The sequence below is a fragment of the Bacillus cereus group sp. MYBK15-3 genome, assembly GCF_051916765.1.
GTDB lineage: Bacteria > Bacillota > Bacilli > Bacillales > Bacillaceae_G > Bacillus_A > Bacillus_A cereus.
In genome coordinates this window covers 189,849-207,472 of sequence record NZ_JBQAHG010000003.1, presented here as the reverse complement: position 1 = coordinate 207,472, position 17,624 = coordinate 189,849, and the positions used below count along the sequence as shown (strand labels likewise).

The following is a 17,624-nucleotide window of genomic DNA, read 5'->3' as shown; positions in this document are numbered from 1 at the left end:
GAGGTGGACTAATTGTTAAACCAAAACTTTAATAATGCTTTTTACGGAAAAAGAATTTTAATTACTGGACATACTGGTTTTAAAGGTTCTTGGTTATCCCTATGGTTGAATGAATTAGGTGCTGCTGTAATCGGATATTCATTAGATCCTAAAAATAAAAATGATAACTTTAACATTACTAACCTTCAAAATAATATAATTGATATTCGTGGAGACATTAGAGATTTTAATAAATTAAATAAGGTTTTTACAGATTATAAACCTGAAATTGTATTCCATTTAGCTGCCCAACCTCTAGTTAAGTATTCATATGAATATCCTAGAGAAACATACGAGGTAAACGTTGTAGGAACTATGAATGTACTAGAGGCAATTCGATTACATGAATCAGCTAAAATAGGAATTATGGTGACAAGTGACAAGTGCTATGAGAATAAAGAATGGCCTTGGGGTTATCGTGAAATTGACCCTATGGGCGGCCATGACATATATAGCTCAAGCAAAGGATGCTGCGAACTTTTAATTTCTTCCTATCGTAATTCTTACTTTTCAGAAGAAAAATTTTCTCAACACAAGAAAATAATTGCAAGTGTTCGAGCTGGTAATGTAATTGGTGGTGGTGATTGGTCAATAGATAGAATTATTCCCGATTGTATACGAGCATTAGAATCAAACAAAAAGATTATTATTAGAAATCCTACTGCTATTAGACCCTGGCAACATGTACTAGAACCTTTAAGCGGGTATTTACTCCTTACAGAAAAAATTATAAATAATGGTATCCTTTTTTCAGGAGCATGGAACTTCGGGCCATCCCTAAGCAATATTGTTTCAGTAGAAAAATTAGTGACCAGTTTACTAGATATTTGGAGCTGCGGGGATTGGACAGCAGAAAATATAGGTCCAATAAATTTTCATGAAGCAAATTTACTAAACCTTGACATTAGCAAAGCAAAATTCAATCTTAATTGGCAGCCAAAATGGTCCCTACAACAGACTTTAGAAAATACAATAGAATGGTATAAACATTATAATTCTTACACCAGTTCTGAGATGAGAAATCTATGTATTAGCCAAATCAAACAATATTGCATGCTTTGAACTACTCCCACTTACCCATACTTGCTGTGAGTTCCTTATGGAGGGAGTCTTCTTGGTTAAAATAATAAAAGATACATTAATTTTTATAGTCTAAATTATAAACCTACTATACCTAAAATTATGTGATTGTCCATTAACAAAAATTTTATTTCTTCGGTTATTTCAAATCAACTATTGACATTATATTGAAGAATAAAGGAATCACGTATTTTTCTAGTGATTCCCTTGTTCTGAGAAAATAATGTCTTGCTTTAACGACAATACAGTATATGTGATTATTAATTTATTTGTTCTAGTTATGAAAAAATCTATTCCTGTCAAAAGAGCTTTCTTCAAAGAAAAACTTCCTTTTTTTTCTACTTATCCTACTCGAAAAGTAAATAATGTTATTTTTCAGATGATTACATCTACTATTTATAGAATTACACTGAGCTTTAACAAGTTTATGCTTATATATTGATTCTCTTATTTATTATCACCAATGTTGATGAATTTATGCATAGCTTATTCTATACACAAATAGCTTTTTGAATTATCTTTTCAGAATAAATAAAGGAGACTTTCTCTTTTATGCACTTTCCCCTTACCATTCTTAAATTTCCCTTTAATCAACAATAAGAACAAATCTTCAATATAGTACATCTTCTTTGAACTACCCCCACTTTCACTTCGTTTAGAAGTGAGGGATTCCTAAGTAAAGAGTTCTATCGAACTCTAATTGATTAGGCTAACCCCGCAGTCCTTGCGGTTAGAAGCCTTATCGCTTCACTCTTTAGATTGATACTTGCGTTAATATCCCTATCATGGTGTGTACGACAAGAAGGACAGTCCCATTCACGTAGGTTTAGATTTTTAACGTCTTTATTTTGATATCCACAACAAGAACATAATTGGCTGGAAGCAAATGTTTTCGATACGACAATGACTTGTTTGCCATACCATTTTGCTTTGTATTCTAACATTGATCGAAATTGCAACCAAGATACCTCACTAATTGCTTTTGCTAACTTATGATTCTTTAACATATTCGATACTTGCAAATCCTCTATACCGATAACATCGTGGTTTTTGATGATTTCAGTTGAAATTTTGTCCAAGTAATCTTTTCTAGTATTTGATATGTATTCATGAATTCTAGCTACCTTTACTCGTTGTTTATTCCAGCGAGAAGATCCTTTCATTCTTCTAGAAAGAACACGCTGTGCTTTCGCCAACTTATCTTCTAATGATCGGAAAAATTTCGGATTTTCATAGTGTGTTCCATCTGACAAAATAGCGAAATCTTTTAGTCCTACATCTATTCCAATGTAAGAATGTGTTTTCGGAAGTTCTTGTACTTCTGTTTCAACTAATAGTGACACAAAATATCTACCAGAAGGGTTGCGTCTAACCGTAGCATTTAAAATACGTCCCTGTACTTCACGGCTTTTGGCAAATCGAACAAGGCCTAGTTTCGGCAACTTTATTTTGTTCCCTACAACGGCAATGTTTTCATTTGTTTGTTTTGTGGTATAAGATTGTACGTTGTTCTTCTTAGATTTAAAGCGCGGTGCGCTGTTTTGTTTTTTGAAAAAGCGCGTATAAGCATCCGCAAGGTTGCGAACAGACGACTGAATCGCAATACTATCCACTTCTTTTAGCCAAACAAGCTCTTTCTTCATGGCAGGTAGTTTGGCAGAGCATATACCATAGGTCAAGCCTTTTCCTGTCTCTTTGTATGCGTGATCCCATAAGGATAGAAAATGATTGAATACAAAGCGAGAACACCCAATCGTTTTGTTGATTAGAATTGCTTGTGCTTGATTTGGATAGATACGAAACTTATAGGCTTTATTAATCATTATTTGATTCACCTCCATTTCGGTATATGACTATTATACACCAAACGTATATTCGATAGATAGTAGAGTAATACTTTCTATATGTCGAACAATTAAGATGGCTTCCTGCCATCTCTTGTTCGAGGCCAATTCATCTCCCGCCTACTCACTGGACTGTGACCCTTCACGCTCCTTGAGGAAGGAGTCTTCTTGGCTAAAATGATAAAATAAAACAAAACCATACATAAGATAATTTTACTATTACAAATAATGACATAGTCTGTTTCACCTTTTACATTATCTAAAAATTAACACATAATTGATCGTTTTAAGAAAAAGAGATTTCATAAATCTTCAATCACAGTTTCTTAGTTCACCTAATAGAACGTATAAAGACTCATATCATCTTTTGATTATTTTTGGATGTTTTATTCTACGTATATTCGACACAAATTGATTGTTTTTTATGAATTTTCTTGAAAAATATTGTAATATCACTCCATTTTTTCTTCTATTTTGTTATGATGTTTATAATTAAATTGGATTAGGATTTTTTTAGAAAATGGGGGCGTATATTATGAGTGTCTCAGTAAAAGGAAATGAGCAATTAACCTCTCTATTGAACGACTGGTATCGATCTATGCTATCTCAGCAAGTTATAAAAGCTACTAATCTAAAAAAGAAAATTGATGAAAAAATTAATAAGTTAAGCATTGAACCGAATCAAGAGCATCAGGATCAAAATTTGTTACTATACTATTCACTACTCGAATTTCGTTACAAGGTCTTAACAGATAGCCTTGGTATTCAACAAAATAGTTTTGATACTATTAGCGATTATGATATGCCTACAGATCAATTTCTACAATTCTATTATCATTTTTTCAAATCCATTCATTCCACTTTTATATCAAATTATACTGAGGCAGAGGAACATTATAAACTAGCAGAAAAAATATTGGTAGCTATACCAGATGAAATTGAACACGCCGAATTTTACTATAGAATTGCTACTTTCTATCACCATACCTATAACAATCTCGCTTCTATCGAATACGCAAATAAATCGAGAGCAATCTTTTCAAAGTACGAAGGTTATGAAGTAAAAACAGCCTTTTGTAATAGTTTGCTAGGTGGTTGCTGCATCTATTTAAAACAGTACGAACAAGCAGAAGAATATCTACATTGTGCAATTGATTTACTACAAAAAAATAGGGAAGAAGATTCCTTGTTATACGTAAAAAATACTATGGGGTGGCTGTATTCTGATCAAAGTATGTCTACTTTAGCTATTCGTCACCTTTCAGAAGTAACAGAGAAAATCCCTACACACTTCAAGGCCATCTTCCTACAAGCTAAGGAACATTATAAGTTAGGAGAACAATCAACGGCCAGCCAACTCATTGATAAGGGTCTACAGATTTGCAGAGAAATTCATAACGAAGAATACACACACCACTTCTCTATTTTAAAAAAATTAAACGAAAATATTCCATTGGAAGAATTAGAAAAAATCATTCAAGAAGGAATCTTATACTTTGAGGAAGAAGAATTATGGGAATATGTTGTCGAATACGCCGAATTATTTGCCACAAAATGTAGACAATTAGAGAACCACCAAAAAGTAAGTGACTATTTCCATATTTGTTATCAAGCAAGACAAAAATCAATCGCAAAAGGAGTGTTAAAATAATGAAAAAAATTAGCTTATTATTATCAGGCATTGCTTTTATTGGGGTATTAACGGTGGGAATTTTTCAGTTTTCTAAAACAGATCAGCTTGCTACTCATGGGCATTATCCTGCTCCTTCATATAGTGTTGGCGATTATAGTGGTGCACCACCACAAATTTAATGTAAATGTATTTAAAAACCCTCCAAATGGAGGGTTTTTAAATGGCTTATCTGCCTGTTCAATACGCATAGAGAGTACATATTATACTTATTTACTATGTTATAAGATTTTTCATTTCCACTCTGTAACAAGATTCTAGCATTCTCTCCTAGAATCTCAACTTAAATCTTAAATCCACCAATTAACTCTTGAAGTTCTTCCGCCATCTGTGCTAATTGTATTGCTGAAGAATTTATCTCTTCCATAGAAGCATGTTGTTCCTCAGATGAACCAGCTATCGTTTGCATACTTGAAGAATTTTCTTTTACAGCCATAGCTATTTGATCAATCGATGTATCAACTTTCATTGCATCAGTTGTCATTTTATTTGATAGTTCTACCATACCATGCACTTTTGATACAATATCATTTGCAGATTTTGAAATCTCATAAAAACTTTGTTTTGTATCATTCGCAACCTTAATTCCCGACTGTACTTCTACGCCTACTTCATTCATAGCTTTTACAGTCTCATGTACGTCTGCTTGTATTTCCTTAATTAAACTTCCAATTTCCATTGAAGATTCGGATGATTGCTCCGCCAACTTTCTAACTTCATCAGCAACAATTGCAAACCCTCTCCCCTGTTCCCCAGCTCTAGCTGCTTCAATCGCTGCATTTAATGCTAATAAATTTGTTTGTTCCGCAATATTTTGAATCGCTTCTAATATACTGCCAATTTGCTGTGATTTCTTATCTAATAATTTTATGACATTATCGGATTGAGAAACAGAGTGATGGATAGACTGCATTTGTGTTACAGTTTGTTCTACTAATTGTTCACCTTCATTGGCTTTTTGTTTAGTGTATATGGATGAAGCCGATACTTCAGAAGCATTCTCAGCTACGTATTGAATATTTCGTGTTACCTCACCAATTAATTCAGCTCCAGACTCAACTTCATTATTTTGAACCTCTGCACTGTTCGAGATTTCTTCCATCTCTTTTGTAATTTGTTCTGTCGCAACACTTGCTTGCTCTACACTAGCAGTTAGTTCCTCAGAAGACGCAGCTACATGTCCTGCAGATGTGTTAATTTGAGAAATAATATTACGTAACGACTCTGCCATTGTATTGAAACTACCACCTAATTGACCAAGTTCATCCTTTGAACGAATATCTATTTTCTCGGTTAAATCTCCTTGACTAATTCTTTGAGCTGAAATGACTAATTGTCTTAGTGGAGTAATTATAGATTTGAGTATGAATAGAATTACAATTCCACCTAACAATAATGAAGCACCTATTATAGTGAGCGTTTTATAAAAAATAGGATTGGTAGCTTCTTCAATTTCTTTCGTAGGCATTACGCCAGCTATTTTCCAACCTGTTTTTTTATTTGTCTTAAAGCTTATGTTTCGATCTTCACCATTGAGGCTATAAGTAATTACTCCATCTTCTGTCTTGTACAATTCATCCACTAAAGTTTTATCTAATTTCTCTCCAGGTTTTAGTGATGGATGAACAACTATAGTTTTATCTTGACTAACTATAGATACAAATCCTTGCTTCCCAATTTTTATCATTTTGGATGTTTTTACGATATCTTTAATATTCAAATCTACGCCAATGACACCACTTTTATCTGCATTCTGCTTTGCAATTGCAATTACCATATTTCCTGTAGACTTTGATTTATAGGGAGATGAAACAATAATCTCTCCATTTGCTTTTACTGCATCCTTATACCAACTACTTTCTAACGGATTAAACCCTTCTGGTATTTTTCCAACAGGTGCATGAATAAATTGATTGTTACTGGATGCCGTATAAATCGTTTCTATCTCTGGATGTAACTGTATATATTGATCAAATTTATTCTGTACATTTTGCGATTGTTCAGGATTATAATCCCCTTGTGTGAGTACCTTTGCAAAATGAGTGATATCTGTATGCTTATTTTCTAATTCATCATCAACAATCTTATCTAAAATACTTATATTATCTTTTGCTGATTGTAGAATTGTTTCATTAAGATCTGTTTTTGCTTTATTATAAGATGATACTCCTACGATAAGGCTTGGTATAATTAATATTGCTATAAATGCCATAGACAACTTCGTTTTAAGCTTTATTTGCTCCAATCTTTCTTTTATATTAAACACTAGCTACTTCTCCTTTTCATTTTTACTACTTATATAGTTTATTTAAATTTTTCTCCTTTACTTTTCCACATTCATTTATGGTACCATTCGAAATGAAACCACAATTACATCCTATTATCCTTACTTTATAATTTAGAGATTTAATTTTCACAGACAGAGTTTTATCTGCTCTCCTTTCGAATATGTTATTTTTCTAGATTCAGCAATTATTAGACTACGAATTATTCCAAATAAACTTGATGCAACATATACTTCATTTAAAAAATAATTATTGGATTTGTTTGGATAAAAATCTAGTTTAGCGCTAATCCAATCGGATGAAATTCTTACCATAATACATTCACTAAACATAAATAAGTAAATTTATTTCTTTTAATACTTATATTTAACTGCCTTTTAACCATTCTAACTGTATTATTTCATCGTTTTATCTATTTATTACAACCACTTTTGTATTATTGAATCACTAAACTATAAATTCTAAATAGGAGAATAAAATAAATTAGAGAATTACATTGTAACACATATATATAAGTTGTTAATATTAAAATTTAAAATTTTACTATTTTTCATATGCAATATTACATGCGAAAAGCCATAATTTTTTTGTTATACTATGCATGTGGATTTTTCATCCAAAATCCACCCAAACGCATATTTATGTATATGCCACCCTAATTGATGAAAGTGAGAAGAGTGTTTATCATTTTTCTCACTTTTTTATTTAGGCTCTATTAATATTGATTATTGATAAAAAGTATAAAATAAGGGAAGACACCTTAGAGTTGGTGCTTCCCTTATTTGTTGATTATTCAAATCTAAAATAGGTATTTTCTAAACCTATTCTTCGCTTTAATGTTCTGCCCAAAGCATAATTATTTGGTAATTCTTTTTCAATGACACAAATAATATAACCTGCTTTTCCTGTTGTTAAATTAGTTAGTTGTAAGTAGTTAGTGTTGTCGTAGATATAAGAAATAATATATTCATAGAAATTATTTTCTTTATCTTCTCTATTCATACCAACATTGTACAACCTAACTCTTGCTCCTATCCAAATTTCCTCATCAACATTACTTAAAGGCATCCATTTCGAGTTATCCAATATTTCACCCTTTTCTTAATTCATTCGTTTATACGCGAATGTTGCTAGACACAAACTATCATAAGCATCCGTCATTTCATTGATTAGACGACCACCGACAGAGAAAAAAGACTCAACATAGCTTTTTACCCATTGAAACACTTGCTCTTTTAGTTATTTTTGCATTTTGAATCTACGAAAATGAATTCCCTTATAAAAACTCTAACAGAGAATCTTCCTTCCAAATTTCACCTAGGGAATTATTTGTTTTCCAAAAAACCTACCAACATCTTTATCAACTCATTTTAGAATATTTAAACAATAATCCCATATACATTACCTGCATAAATTATTCATTTTCTTTTATATAAGACCTACCTTTTTACTTTTAATAGATTATTAGACATTGGATTATTATACATAAATCCCAAAAACATGCGGTATTTTGTAGAATTTTGTCTATCAATATGTATGTACACCCTTTTGTAGTGGATATAGACTGTGAGGTGTAAGGAGATACCTTACAAAATAATAAAAAGGAGATTATAGAATGAGTAGATTAACAAAATTCTCAAAGTTAGTATTTGCAACTTTAATCGCGGGAAGTAGTCTAAGCACCTTTGTTTCGTCACACAGTGTACAAGCTGACACCTTAGATCCTAATTACCAAGACAATGTAAAATTCATACCACCTTCTAGTGCTAGGCCAAAATTGGAACAAAAAAACACTATTGTTCCAGAAGCAAAAGTTGTTAAAAACCATTATGTAAAGTACTCTAAAGCACATTTCCAAACTAAAGAAAGTATACCAAAAAAGATTTATTATTCTTCAGAAGGCTTTAAGGGCTATATACAGGCAAGTACCGTTTGGGATATGGGAGATCATTTCGCAACACTATATTCCGGAACCGTTATTCGATGTTAGACTTTTAATCCATTCTCCCCTAATGCTTAAAATGATTAATAACTCACTGCCAATACTGTAATATCTATTGTTCATAAAATAAACCACAAAATCTTTCGATTTCATGGTTTATCAAATATAAAGATAATGCTAAACGAATACTCTAACATTACCTTCCCCAAAGTTAATTATAGAGTATTTTCAAAAAAAAGACACTCTTGTAGTGTCTTTTTTATAGTATTTTAAAAAGAATTCCACCTACTAACACCTTTTTGTTGCGCCTATTCGTTTATTTCAATATGATACTTTTCCATCTCGTATATGCAATAGACAATGATAGCTAAACTCCAACTGACACTATAATAATTATGTGTGTAGAAGTCATAGCCCGCTTTAATACCTTTCTCTATTACAACTAATGTAAATCCTAAAGCCACCCATCTGTTAATTTTCATCTTTATAAACGTTAAAGAGATAATTATTAAAAATAAAATATTTGTAAGATGATTTATCATTAGCTCATATTTTTGAATGTATACTGCCATTATACAAGCAACGATATTAGTCGCAACGCCAAAGGCAATCACCGCTCCCCAAACCCTGTCCGAAAGTCCCACTCCTGAGTCAGTCCCTTCCTAAACAAATATCCCTTTCTTTAATTCGTTCCTACACCCTATTCAAGATATGCTAAATTATCCTTGTCTGATGAATATCTATTTATCTTTTCATATAGAGCAAACAAAATTTCTACTCATAATTTTTTCTTTATTAGACAAACTATGTCTAAGCCGTTTGAACTAGCGGCTTCACTCTTCTGGTAATGAGATAGCACAATTTATTGAATTGACTAACTCATTCAATCCACTGGCACCGGCAGGCAACAAAATAGTTGTCTGCCATTTTCATGTATACTTTTTCTAATTTCATTACAAACCAAATGTGTGCTGTACTGATTTCAAAAGGACAGCATTTCATTTTTAAAAATGTAAAAAAGATAAGATCCTGTCTACTTTTGGTATAGGACTTTTTCTTTTCACACATACTATTTTTGAACCTGTTTACCGATACGTGTCCTAATGGTGTCTTGAATTCCTCCTAAAAAGGGCTGCAGATACGACTGCATGCCCTTTTATTTACGTTGCTTCTCTATATTGAATAAAATAATTAAAAACTAAAAATATAATATTACATATTTTTTCTGTTCAGATTATGTTAGGATTTACTTCGTAGTCGAATTATAGTTTCGTATCTAATTCAGCAATATGTGAACTGTTTACCTAAAGAAAAGACAACCAAAAGGTGTCTTTTCTTCTTTTAATCTAAAAAACATTTTTTCTGTTCAGTAAGATCCAATTATCCCTCTAACCTAAACCTCATAATTAAAGGCAATTTAATCATGGTACTCAAGAGTTTTCATCCATTTCAATATACCTATAGCTTAATTTAAAATCACATTTCCAGCACTATATTTGCTTTCTTACAGATTTTCTGTCTTGTTCTTAATTCTGTCAAAATCCTCATGTAGCTATACAAAGAACATATGCTACTATGATATTAAGAAACTATGCGTTCCCTTAACCCTGTATCCGGCCCTGTATTTATTACAGGGTCTTTGTTTATTTTATTTACTTTTATTGGCTTATAAAGGTTAATACACAACCAATTTCAATTAAAACCGTTTAAATGTTAGTTAGAATTTGAAATAATATATCTATTAACTTTTTTAACAAATGTAATCTAATATTAAATTTCTAAATCTATACTGTACTATACACCAGTTAACACTATATAAATAGTATTAACTATCTTAATTGAATATTAGTAATAGTAAGTATAAACATTATCAATTTACTACATCTTACATTTATGTAAAAATAAATACATGTTAAGCTTTTTCAAAATCTTTCCCCTAATAAAGATTTGAAGTAGCATTTCATGATTCTCCTTACTGTTAATATGCCTTGAAAAAGAACCCTATAGGGTTCTTTTTCTTCTCATTATAACCTCAGTAAGTCCATGCAAAAAGGACTGCTAATTATTTGCAGCCCTTTTACACGTTAATATACACTTGTATTACATGCTTAAAACTTTATTGTATTAGGTATTTATACCAACTAAACATGCCATTATCATTTAGATATATAACACTTCAAAGTTTAGAAGTATACAATAACAAATCTTTCCCAACTTCCAGCTACATAACTAGTAGCTGTTAATTCTCTACCACCATTTGCTGATATATATCTACTATTACTTAGTGCTTGTAATACATATATCCTATTGTCTCCACCATTATATAAGATAAACTTTTCCCATGCACCAATTGATGTACGATCTGCTACTACTCTACCATTTGGCTCAAACAAAACATACTTCCCATTACTTTTAGTTTTTAAAGCGTACGTATATAATTCCCCAGTCGGAATTAATTCGAATTTCTCCCATTCATTAACTGCATTACGATTTGCTATTATATTTCCCGAAGGCTCAGCCGAAACATATTGTAAATTTGCTGCCTGTATAGCAACTGTCCAACTTCCATTTTACTTTAAAGGTTTAAACAATTGTGACCACATTTGTTTAAACCTCCACAATTTTTTCTAAGCTATTCTCTAAAAATCTTATTTTTCGTTGTAAATAAACCTGATTGGTACTCTTTATGCAAAAGAAAAGATGGAACCTTTAATTCAACTCCACCTTTTTTCGAAATAAAAAGCATCTAATTCTATTTGAATTAGATGCTTATATTTAGTCCTTAAACCTAATATTCTAAACTATTTACGCGTTTGTAAATCTTTTTTTATTACATCCCAGAGTGAATTATCTTGACGCATCGGTTTACCCTCTTCATCCCATTTTATTTTTTCTGTTCCCAATTCATAATTCATCCCTGTCCATGTGTCTTCACGGAATGCATAGAATGATTTATGCCATCCTTTTTGGTTAAAGATAGAAATAAGATCTTGCATGTATTGGGTAGCACCTGGAACAGTACGGTTAATTCCAAACTCCTCTGCAATAATTCGATTAGATGGTACATGATTTTTCTTAGACCATTGTTGAATTGGCTTCAAAAACTTCTCTAATCCCTGTCTATTCCACATTACAGGTTTCTCTAAATCCCCTACTTTTACTAATCCTGGATATTGATATTCCTTGTTTTGTTTTTCACCTTGGCTCGTTAATTCATATGGTTCATACATATGAAATGCGTATAGTGTTTTTTTATCCTCTACTGGTTTTAAATATTTAAAGGCCCATGGAGTAGCATATAAACCTGAATCTAAAATAATCGGTGTTTCTTTGTCCACTTCACGAATGGAGTTAATCACCTTTTCATAAAATCTGTTTAAATCAGCTGTCGTTCCTTTTACTTTTGCATACCATTTCTCGTAATCTTCCGTCCAAAAATCATTATATCTATTATTTTTAGCTGTTTCTGGATGTGGTTCATTTATAATATTATAACCAACCACCGCGGGGTGATCTTTTAGTTCCAGAGCGAGGTCCTTCCAAAATTGACTTGCTTGTTCTTGATACTTCTCTTCTTCCCATATTCTGTCGTCATTCTTATTATTATTAAATTGGCGCCATCGATCACCAGGTAAGGATAACATTGTAAGAACGACTTTCATTCCTTGTGATTGTGCGGCATCTAAATCCGCCTTTAATTTTTCTAGATCTTCCTTTACTAATCCCCGATAGTTATCTGCATTACCTATCAGAAAATCCTTTCCAGAAGTATCTGGTTTATCCTCAAATAGAAAATCTTTATCTTTTGCCCATTTATCAGGTGCTAAACGTACATATTCAATATTAGCTTCTTTTGCACTTTTATAGTTTTCAGGTAATGACGTACTATTCATGAAATTAGTACCCTTTCTTTTCGAATCCCAAAAACTAATTTTTGAATCGCCCTTGTGGTATGTATCAGCTCTTACATTCATTTCCTGTACTCCAAAACTCATCATGCCTAATAACGCAACAATTGGCAAAACTTTTTTCACAACTTTTCCTTCTTTCTCTTTATATTTAACACACATAACATACCTTTGTTTTGTTACAGGAATATGGCAATTTTCCAAAAATACCTTTTAAATTTATACATTGGTAGTTCATTCATAAAAAAAGAAAGAGATAATTAGAACGTTGCTTCATTTTAAAAGAAACAAAAAAGGAATCCTTTACGGATTCCTTTTTGCAATGCACTCTTTTTCAAATGGTACATTTTGCACCTACTTTTAGTATAACTTATAATTCCTATAAAATAAATAAGATTAACTGAAATTTACTTCAAATTGTGATAAAAAACATAATTAAGAAGCGCAGATAACTAAATATCATCCCTTTTATTAAATAAAAAAGATTAAATAATTCCCCCTCCAAACTAGGACCCCTTTGCACTTTTTTACAAATATTGTTATAATTAGATAAACTAAAGCATTATCCCATTAACAAAGGGACTCCATAATTGGAGTCCTTTTGTTAATTAGCTATTAAAAATGATAGCATGTGATTATTGTATAATTTCTTCCTTTTTTAGATCTGCATATTCTTCTACGAAATCCCATAAACCTTGCTTTTCGAAGTAAGAAATACTTTTTTCACTTCTTCTAAGAGTTTAATTGCTTCATCTTCATTAAGAGAACGTAAAATATTGAAATGATATACATACTCTTCATTTCCTAATTCCATACAAACTGCTAATCCTTTTTCAATAAGTTCTTTTACAATATTTGTTTTTCTTAGCTTATAGTGTTCACGCGCTTGTAAGAACACTGCTTTAAAATGGGCAATATTCTTCTCTGTGACTTCTGATAAATGACGAATTGCTAATTTAGATAAATTTTGAGTTGCATATAATAGTCCTAGATTATGCCTTACTATTAAAATCAATTTTTCTTCATTATGTTTTTGCAAAAGGTCAATGGAACGATTGAAATGTTCTTCCGCTTTTTCAAATTGCTTTAAGAATATACGAGCTGTCCCTAATGCGGTTTCACAAGAAGCAACTTTCACCTCATATCCCATTAGCCCTAAATACAAGGAATATAGATACTTATTTTACTTTCAAAGGCTGAAACCTTGCTGCATAACTACTGAAAATAAAGTGAAAAGACGTTCAAATCCATATGGATAGATCGTCTTTTCACTTTATTTCATACATATACTGATTTTTCACTTATTCATTTTGTATTGTACTTAAAAAACCAATAAATTCATCTTCATTTACAGGTTTACTGTAGTAATAGCCCTGAATTAGATAACATGCATTACGTTGTAACACTGTTAATTGTTCCTTCGTTTCTACCCCTTCTGCTATCACTTTCATGTTTAAAGTATGAGCAAGTGAAATAATGGTTTGTATAATTTCATCTCCATCAGTAGAAGTTCCAATCCTATTAACAAATTCTCTTGGAATTTTCAAAGTATCAATTGGATAAAGAGGCAGATACGCTAATGAAGAATAACCTGTACCAAAATCGTCAATTGATAAATGTACACCATATGATTTTAATGCTTTTAACTTCGATAAGGTTTCCTTTTCATCTACCATTGCTATTCGCTCTGTTAATTCCAAATCAATCGAATTAGCAGGTACTCCTATCTCTTCTATGGTAGATATAATGGTTTGAACAAAATCTTTCTGTTCAAACTCTATAGCTGATAAATTTATCCCCATCTTTAGATTTGAAAAGCCCGCAGAATGCCATTCTTTCAGTTGTTGACACGCTTTCTGTAACGTCCACTTCCCAATTGAAATAATCTGCGCCGTTTCTTCTGCGATAGGTATAAACTCAAAAGGAGAAATCAGTCCAAGCTCTGGATGTTGCCAACGTATTAAAGCCTCTGCACCAATAACCTTACCTGCCTTACTATCAATTTGTGGTTGATACAATAAAAACAACTCATTATTTTCAATTGCATTTGGTAAATCCTGTTCTAATCGTAATCGACGAGTTACTTTTTGAGATAATGTCTCGTCATACATACAAACAGCATTGTTACCTTTTTCCTTTGCGCTATACATAGCGATATCAGCGTGTTGTAAAAGTGTAGTAGTATTTATTCCTCCAAATGGATACACTGCTATTCCTATACTAAGAGATAAGTAAAAACTATGCTGATTTACTACAAATGGTTCTTCAGTTATACGAAATAGAGTTTTACACAAATCCAATAGCTGTTGCTCTGTTTGGTTATGGACAATGATCGCAAACTCATCACCACCTATTCTTGCTAGAGGAATAGTCGGTGACAGACATGTCCTAAAACGTTTGGCAACTTCTTTTAAAACCTTGTCACCAATCGAATGACCCAATGTATCATTAATAGTCTTAAAGCGATTTAAATCAATATACAGGAGCCCAAACTTATCCTGTGTTTTTTGTGCACGCTTAATAGATCTATCTAATTCTTGTTGGAAGAATATACGATTTCCAATCTCCGTCACCGTATCATGGAATGCAAGGTAATTTATCTCTTCCTGTTGTTGTTTCATCCTTGTTATGTCTTTTACCATTACATAGCTCCCAAAGGTTTGTCCTTCTATCATAATAGGAACTATAGTGACATACCAAAAGAGTATATCTTTCTCATTGTTATTTTTCACACGTAACTGTAGTGAAGATGAACTACATCGTTTCCCTTTCTTTATAGCTGCTTCCAATTCAGATTTATCTTCATCTAAAAAAATAGAGAAGCACTCTTTCCCTATCAATGCAGCACTTTCTTTTCCTAATAACATACTTCCAGCCTGGTTTATATTTAATACGATACCGTTTGAATCAATCGTTAAAATAGGATCCGGATGATACTCATATAATGACTTAAATCTCTCTTGATTTTTTACTAAATCATTAGATTTATTTATTAAATCCCTTGTTCTTTGAGATACTGTTTGTTCTAATTGATTATTAAACACTTTTAATGTTTTAGTTAACTCTTTGTTTTGCATTCGTACGATTGTATGACGAATCAGTACAAATACAAAAGCAATACAATTTCCCGTAATTAATGTAGCTGAAGAAGTTTGCTCTTTCAAAGTAAAGCCAATTAAGACTGCAACTGCAAGATAAGGGAATATACCAAGAAGTTTCTCTCCAAATGTCGGATTAATAATAAAATAATTTCTTTTAGAAGAAGTATTCTTTGGGATTGTAGCAGCAATAGCGATAAATAATAGGAAAACTCTATACAAACACCTTAAAAATATAACTGAACGCTCTGACAAATCACCTTGTAAGTAAAAATACAAATAGTCCGTAATAGCCAATCCAGTTAATACTAGGATAAAAATAAACAATTTACTTTTTGCATTGAAAATAGCAGGTCGAAAGATCAGTGTAACTCCAAGTAATAGAAGCAATAAATCTATAATCGGAAAAATAAATGAGAGAAAAACATCTCCAATTGATAAGAATAAAATATTTGCAGATGGTTTATTAAATAGGTACCACTCTAATGTAAAAATAGCAGTAACAACAATGCATAAATCACAAAGTAAATACGCTTTCTCCCATTTGTTACATTCCATCATAATTTTATAAAAGAACGCAAAAAGAAAGAAGAATAAGAAAAACAGTAGAAATACATCAGAAATATTAAAATTTTGTATTGGTAATTCTACATTAAGTACTTGAAAAGCGGATATGAAATTTCCTATCAAAAAACACCCTATTGCAATAGTAATGCAAACCCAGAATACTCCTAACTTAATTTTTTGGGATAATATAGAATACAGTAATGAGATAAATACAGTAGTTTCAACGACTAAAGATGATAGTCGGATATTAAAATCTGATACGAAATAATGATTCGGAAAAACAAATAAAAATATAAAGCAAAAGCTTATATAAGTTATTAAAGCCAATATCAATACATAAAATTGCACATATACATGTTTACGCAATGGATTCACCTTCTTGATTTTTCTATACTTTTATTAAAAAATGGCTTGATGGTGGCACAAGTCCTACTAATTAAAATGTGTGCTATCTATTATCCATATTATGACCTTTTTAAAAGATTTCTTTCTACACACAACAATCTTATTAACTTTTTGTAGATGTTTACAATTATCAATACTGAGGATTCTAAAAAGGATAAGCTGAAAAATGTAATTTTTTAAGTATTTGAGCATCGTAAATTTGGCGGGTACAACTTATCTACTCTTTACATATGAGATAGAATCTACTCCTCTATTGGATTATAGTTGCTATCTGTCACACTTAAAAAGGAATGAAAATATACTATCATTAAAATAGAAATTCAAATTAGTTTACGAAACCAACTGTAACTATTATAGTTACACAAAAAGTTGATGTCAATTTCATATCCTCCCTTTTTAACGGACAAAAGACATGACCTATTGAACAAAAATGTGATGTTTATAAAAAGGGCGGTAAAGTTTTATCTCCTTACTCAAAGAATTATAAATGATTTAGAATTAGATGAAATTGAAGCCAATATTGCATCTCCCTAAAAAGAATGTTACTCTAAAAATAGAATTATGAAAGGAATGATGGATGAATAATGATTAACTAATTTATATTTTAAGTTGAATTTTATAACTTCAAACTACAAAATATAGGGTTAGTCTATCCATTTTTAAAATTCAGTTCATACTTTATTTGTCATGATTCAAATGATTAATAAGTACTTATTAAGTATAGACGAAAGACTAATCCTTCCGATTACAAATTGGGGGATTTTTT

12 protein-coding genes and 1 pseudogene are annotated in these 17,624 nt (G+C 31.4%); 4 read left to right on the top strand and 9 right to left on the bottom strand.

Annotated features, from left to right (window positions below; genetic code table 11):
• Window positions 1-12: 12 nt before the first annotated feature.
• On the top strand, window positions 13-1,101 hold the full coding sequence (gene rfbG, locus ACTFR8_RS15145) for a CDP-glucose 4,6-dehydratase (protein ID WP_000934339.1): 1,089 nt from the start codon (window positions 13-15) through the stop codon (window positions 1,099-1,101).
• A 722-nt stretch (window positions 1,102-1,823) separates the two neighbouring features.
• On the opposite strand, the gene tnpB is transcribed toward rfbG, so the two are convergent.
• Window positions 1,824-2,942, bottom strand: coding sequence for an IS200/IS605 family element RNA-guided endonuclease TnpB (gene tnpB / locus ACTFR8_RS15140; protein ID WP_146738449.1), 1,119 nt, complete (start codon window positions 2,940-2,942; stop codon window positions 1,824-1,826).
• A 556-nt stretch (window positions 2,943-3,498) separates the two neighbouring features.
• Here tnpB and ACTFR8_RS15135 point away from each other — a divergent pair.
• Together ACTFR8_RS15135 and ACTFR8_RS15130 are read left to right on the top strand one after the other, a co-directional pair.
• Window positions 3,499-4,614 (top strand): Rap family tetratricopeptide repeat protein, encoded by a 1,116-nt coding sequence (locus tag ACTFR8_RS15135; RefSeq protein WP_000116962.1) that lies wholly within the window; start codon window positions 3,499-3,501, stop codon window positions 4,612-4,614.
• Window positions 4,614-4,775 carry a hypothetical protein gene (locus ACTFR8_RS15130; RefSeq protein WP_000724109.1) on the top strand — a complete coding sequence of 54 codons (162 nt, stop codon included), beginning with the start codon at window positions 4,614-4,616 and terminating at the stop codon, window positions 4,773-4,775. The genes ACTFR8_RS15135 and ACTFR8_RS15130 overlap by 1 nt, the downstream gene beginning before the upstream one ends.
• A 161-nt stretch (window positions 4,776-4,936) precedes the next feature.
• On the opposite strand, the gene ACTFR8_RS15125 is transcribed toward ACTFR8_RS15130, so the two are convergent.
• The 3 genes from ACTFR8_RS15125 to ACTFR8_RS15115 form a co-directional block, all read right to left on the bottom strand.
• Window positions 4,937-6,919: a methyl-accepting chemotaxis protein gene (locus tag ACTFR8_RS15125; protein ID WP_119781443.1), complete on the bottom strand. Its 1,983-nt coding sequence runs from the start codon at window positions 6,917-6,919 to the stop codon at window positions 4,937-4,939.
• Between the two features lie 808 nt (window positions 6,920-7,727).
• Window positions 7,728-8,006: a hypothetical protein gene (locus ACTFR8_RS15120; RefSeq protein WP_252210028.1), complete on the bottom strand. Its 279-nt coding sequence runs from the start codon at window positions 8,004-8,006 to the stop codon at window positions 7,728-7,730.
• Window positions 8,007-8,039: 33 nt separating this feature from the next.
• A complete protein-coding gene (locus ACTFR8_RS15115) occupies window positions 8,040-8,165 on the bottom strand; it encodes a hypothetical protein (RefSeq protein WP_001986371.1) in 126 nt (41 codons plus the stop codon).
• Window positions 8,166-8,553: 388 nt separating this feature from the next.
• On the opposite strand from ACTFR8_RS15115, the gene ACTFR8_RS15110 reads away from it, so the two are divergent.
• Complete coding sequence (locus ACTFR8_RS15110; RefSeq protein ID WP_000088961.1) at window positions 8,554-8,928, top strand: hypothetical protein; 375 nt, start codon at window positions 8,554-8,556, stop codon at window positions 8,926-8,928.
• 260 nt (window positions 8,929-9,188) lie between these two features.
• Here the strand turns inward: ACTFR8_RS15110 and ACTFR8_RS15105 are convergent, their stop codons facing one another.
• The 5 genes and pseudogenes from ACTFR8_RS15105 to ACTFR8_RS15085 form a co-directional block, all read right to left on the bottom strand.
• Window positions 9,189-9,524 carry a hypothetical protein gene (locus tag ACTFR8_RS15105; protein WP_000524435.1) on the bottom strand — a complete coding sequence of 112 codons (336 nt, stop codon included), beginning with the start codon at window positions 9,522-9,524 and terminating at the stop codon, window positions 9,189-9,191.
• 1,539 nt (window positions 9,525-11,063) lie between these two features.
• A pseudogene (locus ACTFR8_RS15100) lies at window positions 11,064-11,450 on the bottom strand (fascin domain-containing protein); the annotation flags it as partial.
• Between the two features lie 231 nt (window positions 11,451-11,681).
• Complete coding sequence (locus ACTFR8_RS15095) at window positions 11,682-12,950, bottom strand: glycoside hydrolase family 5 protein (protein ID WP_002026152.1); 1,269 nt, start codon at window positions 12,948-12,950, stop codon at window positions 11,682-11,684.
• A 514-nt stretch (window positions 12,951-13,464) separates the two neighbouring features.
• On the bottom strand, window positions 13,465-13,938 hold the full coding sequence (locus tag ACTFR8_RS15090) for a tetratricopeptide repeat protein (protein ID WP_002026151.1): 474 nt from the start codon (window positions 13,936-13,938) through the stop codon (window positions 13,465-13,467).
• Between the two features lie 151 nt (window positions 13,939-14,089).
• Window positions 14,090-16,819, bottom strand: coding sequence for a sensor domain-containing protein (locus tag ACTFR8_RS15085; RefSeq protein ID WP_033667177.1), 2,730 nt, complete (start codon window positions 16,817-16,819; stop codon window positions 14,090-14,092).
• Between the last annotated feature and the right edge of the window lie 805 nt (window positions 16,820-17,624).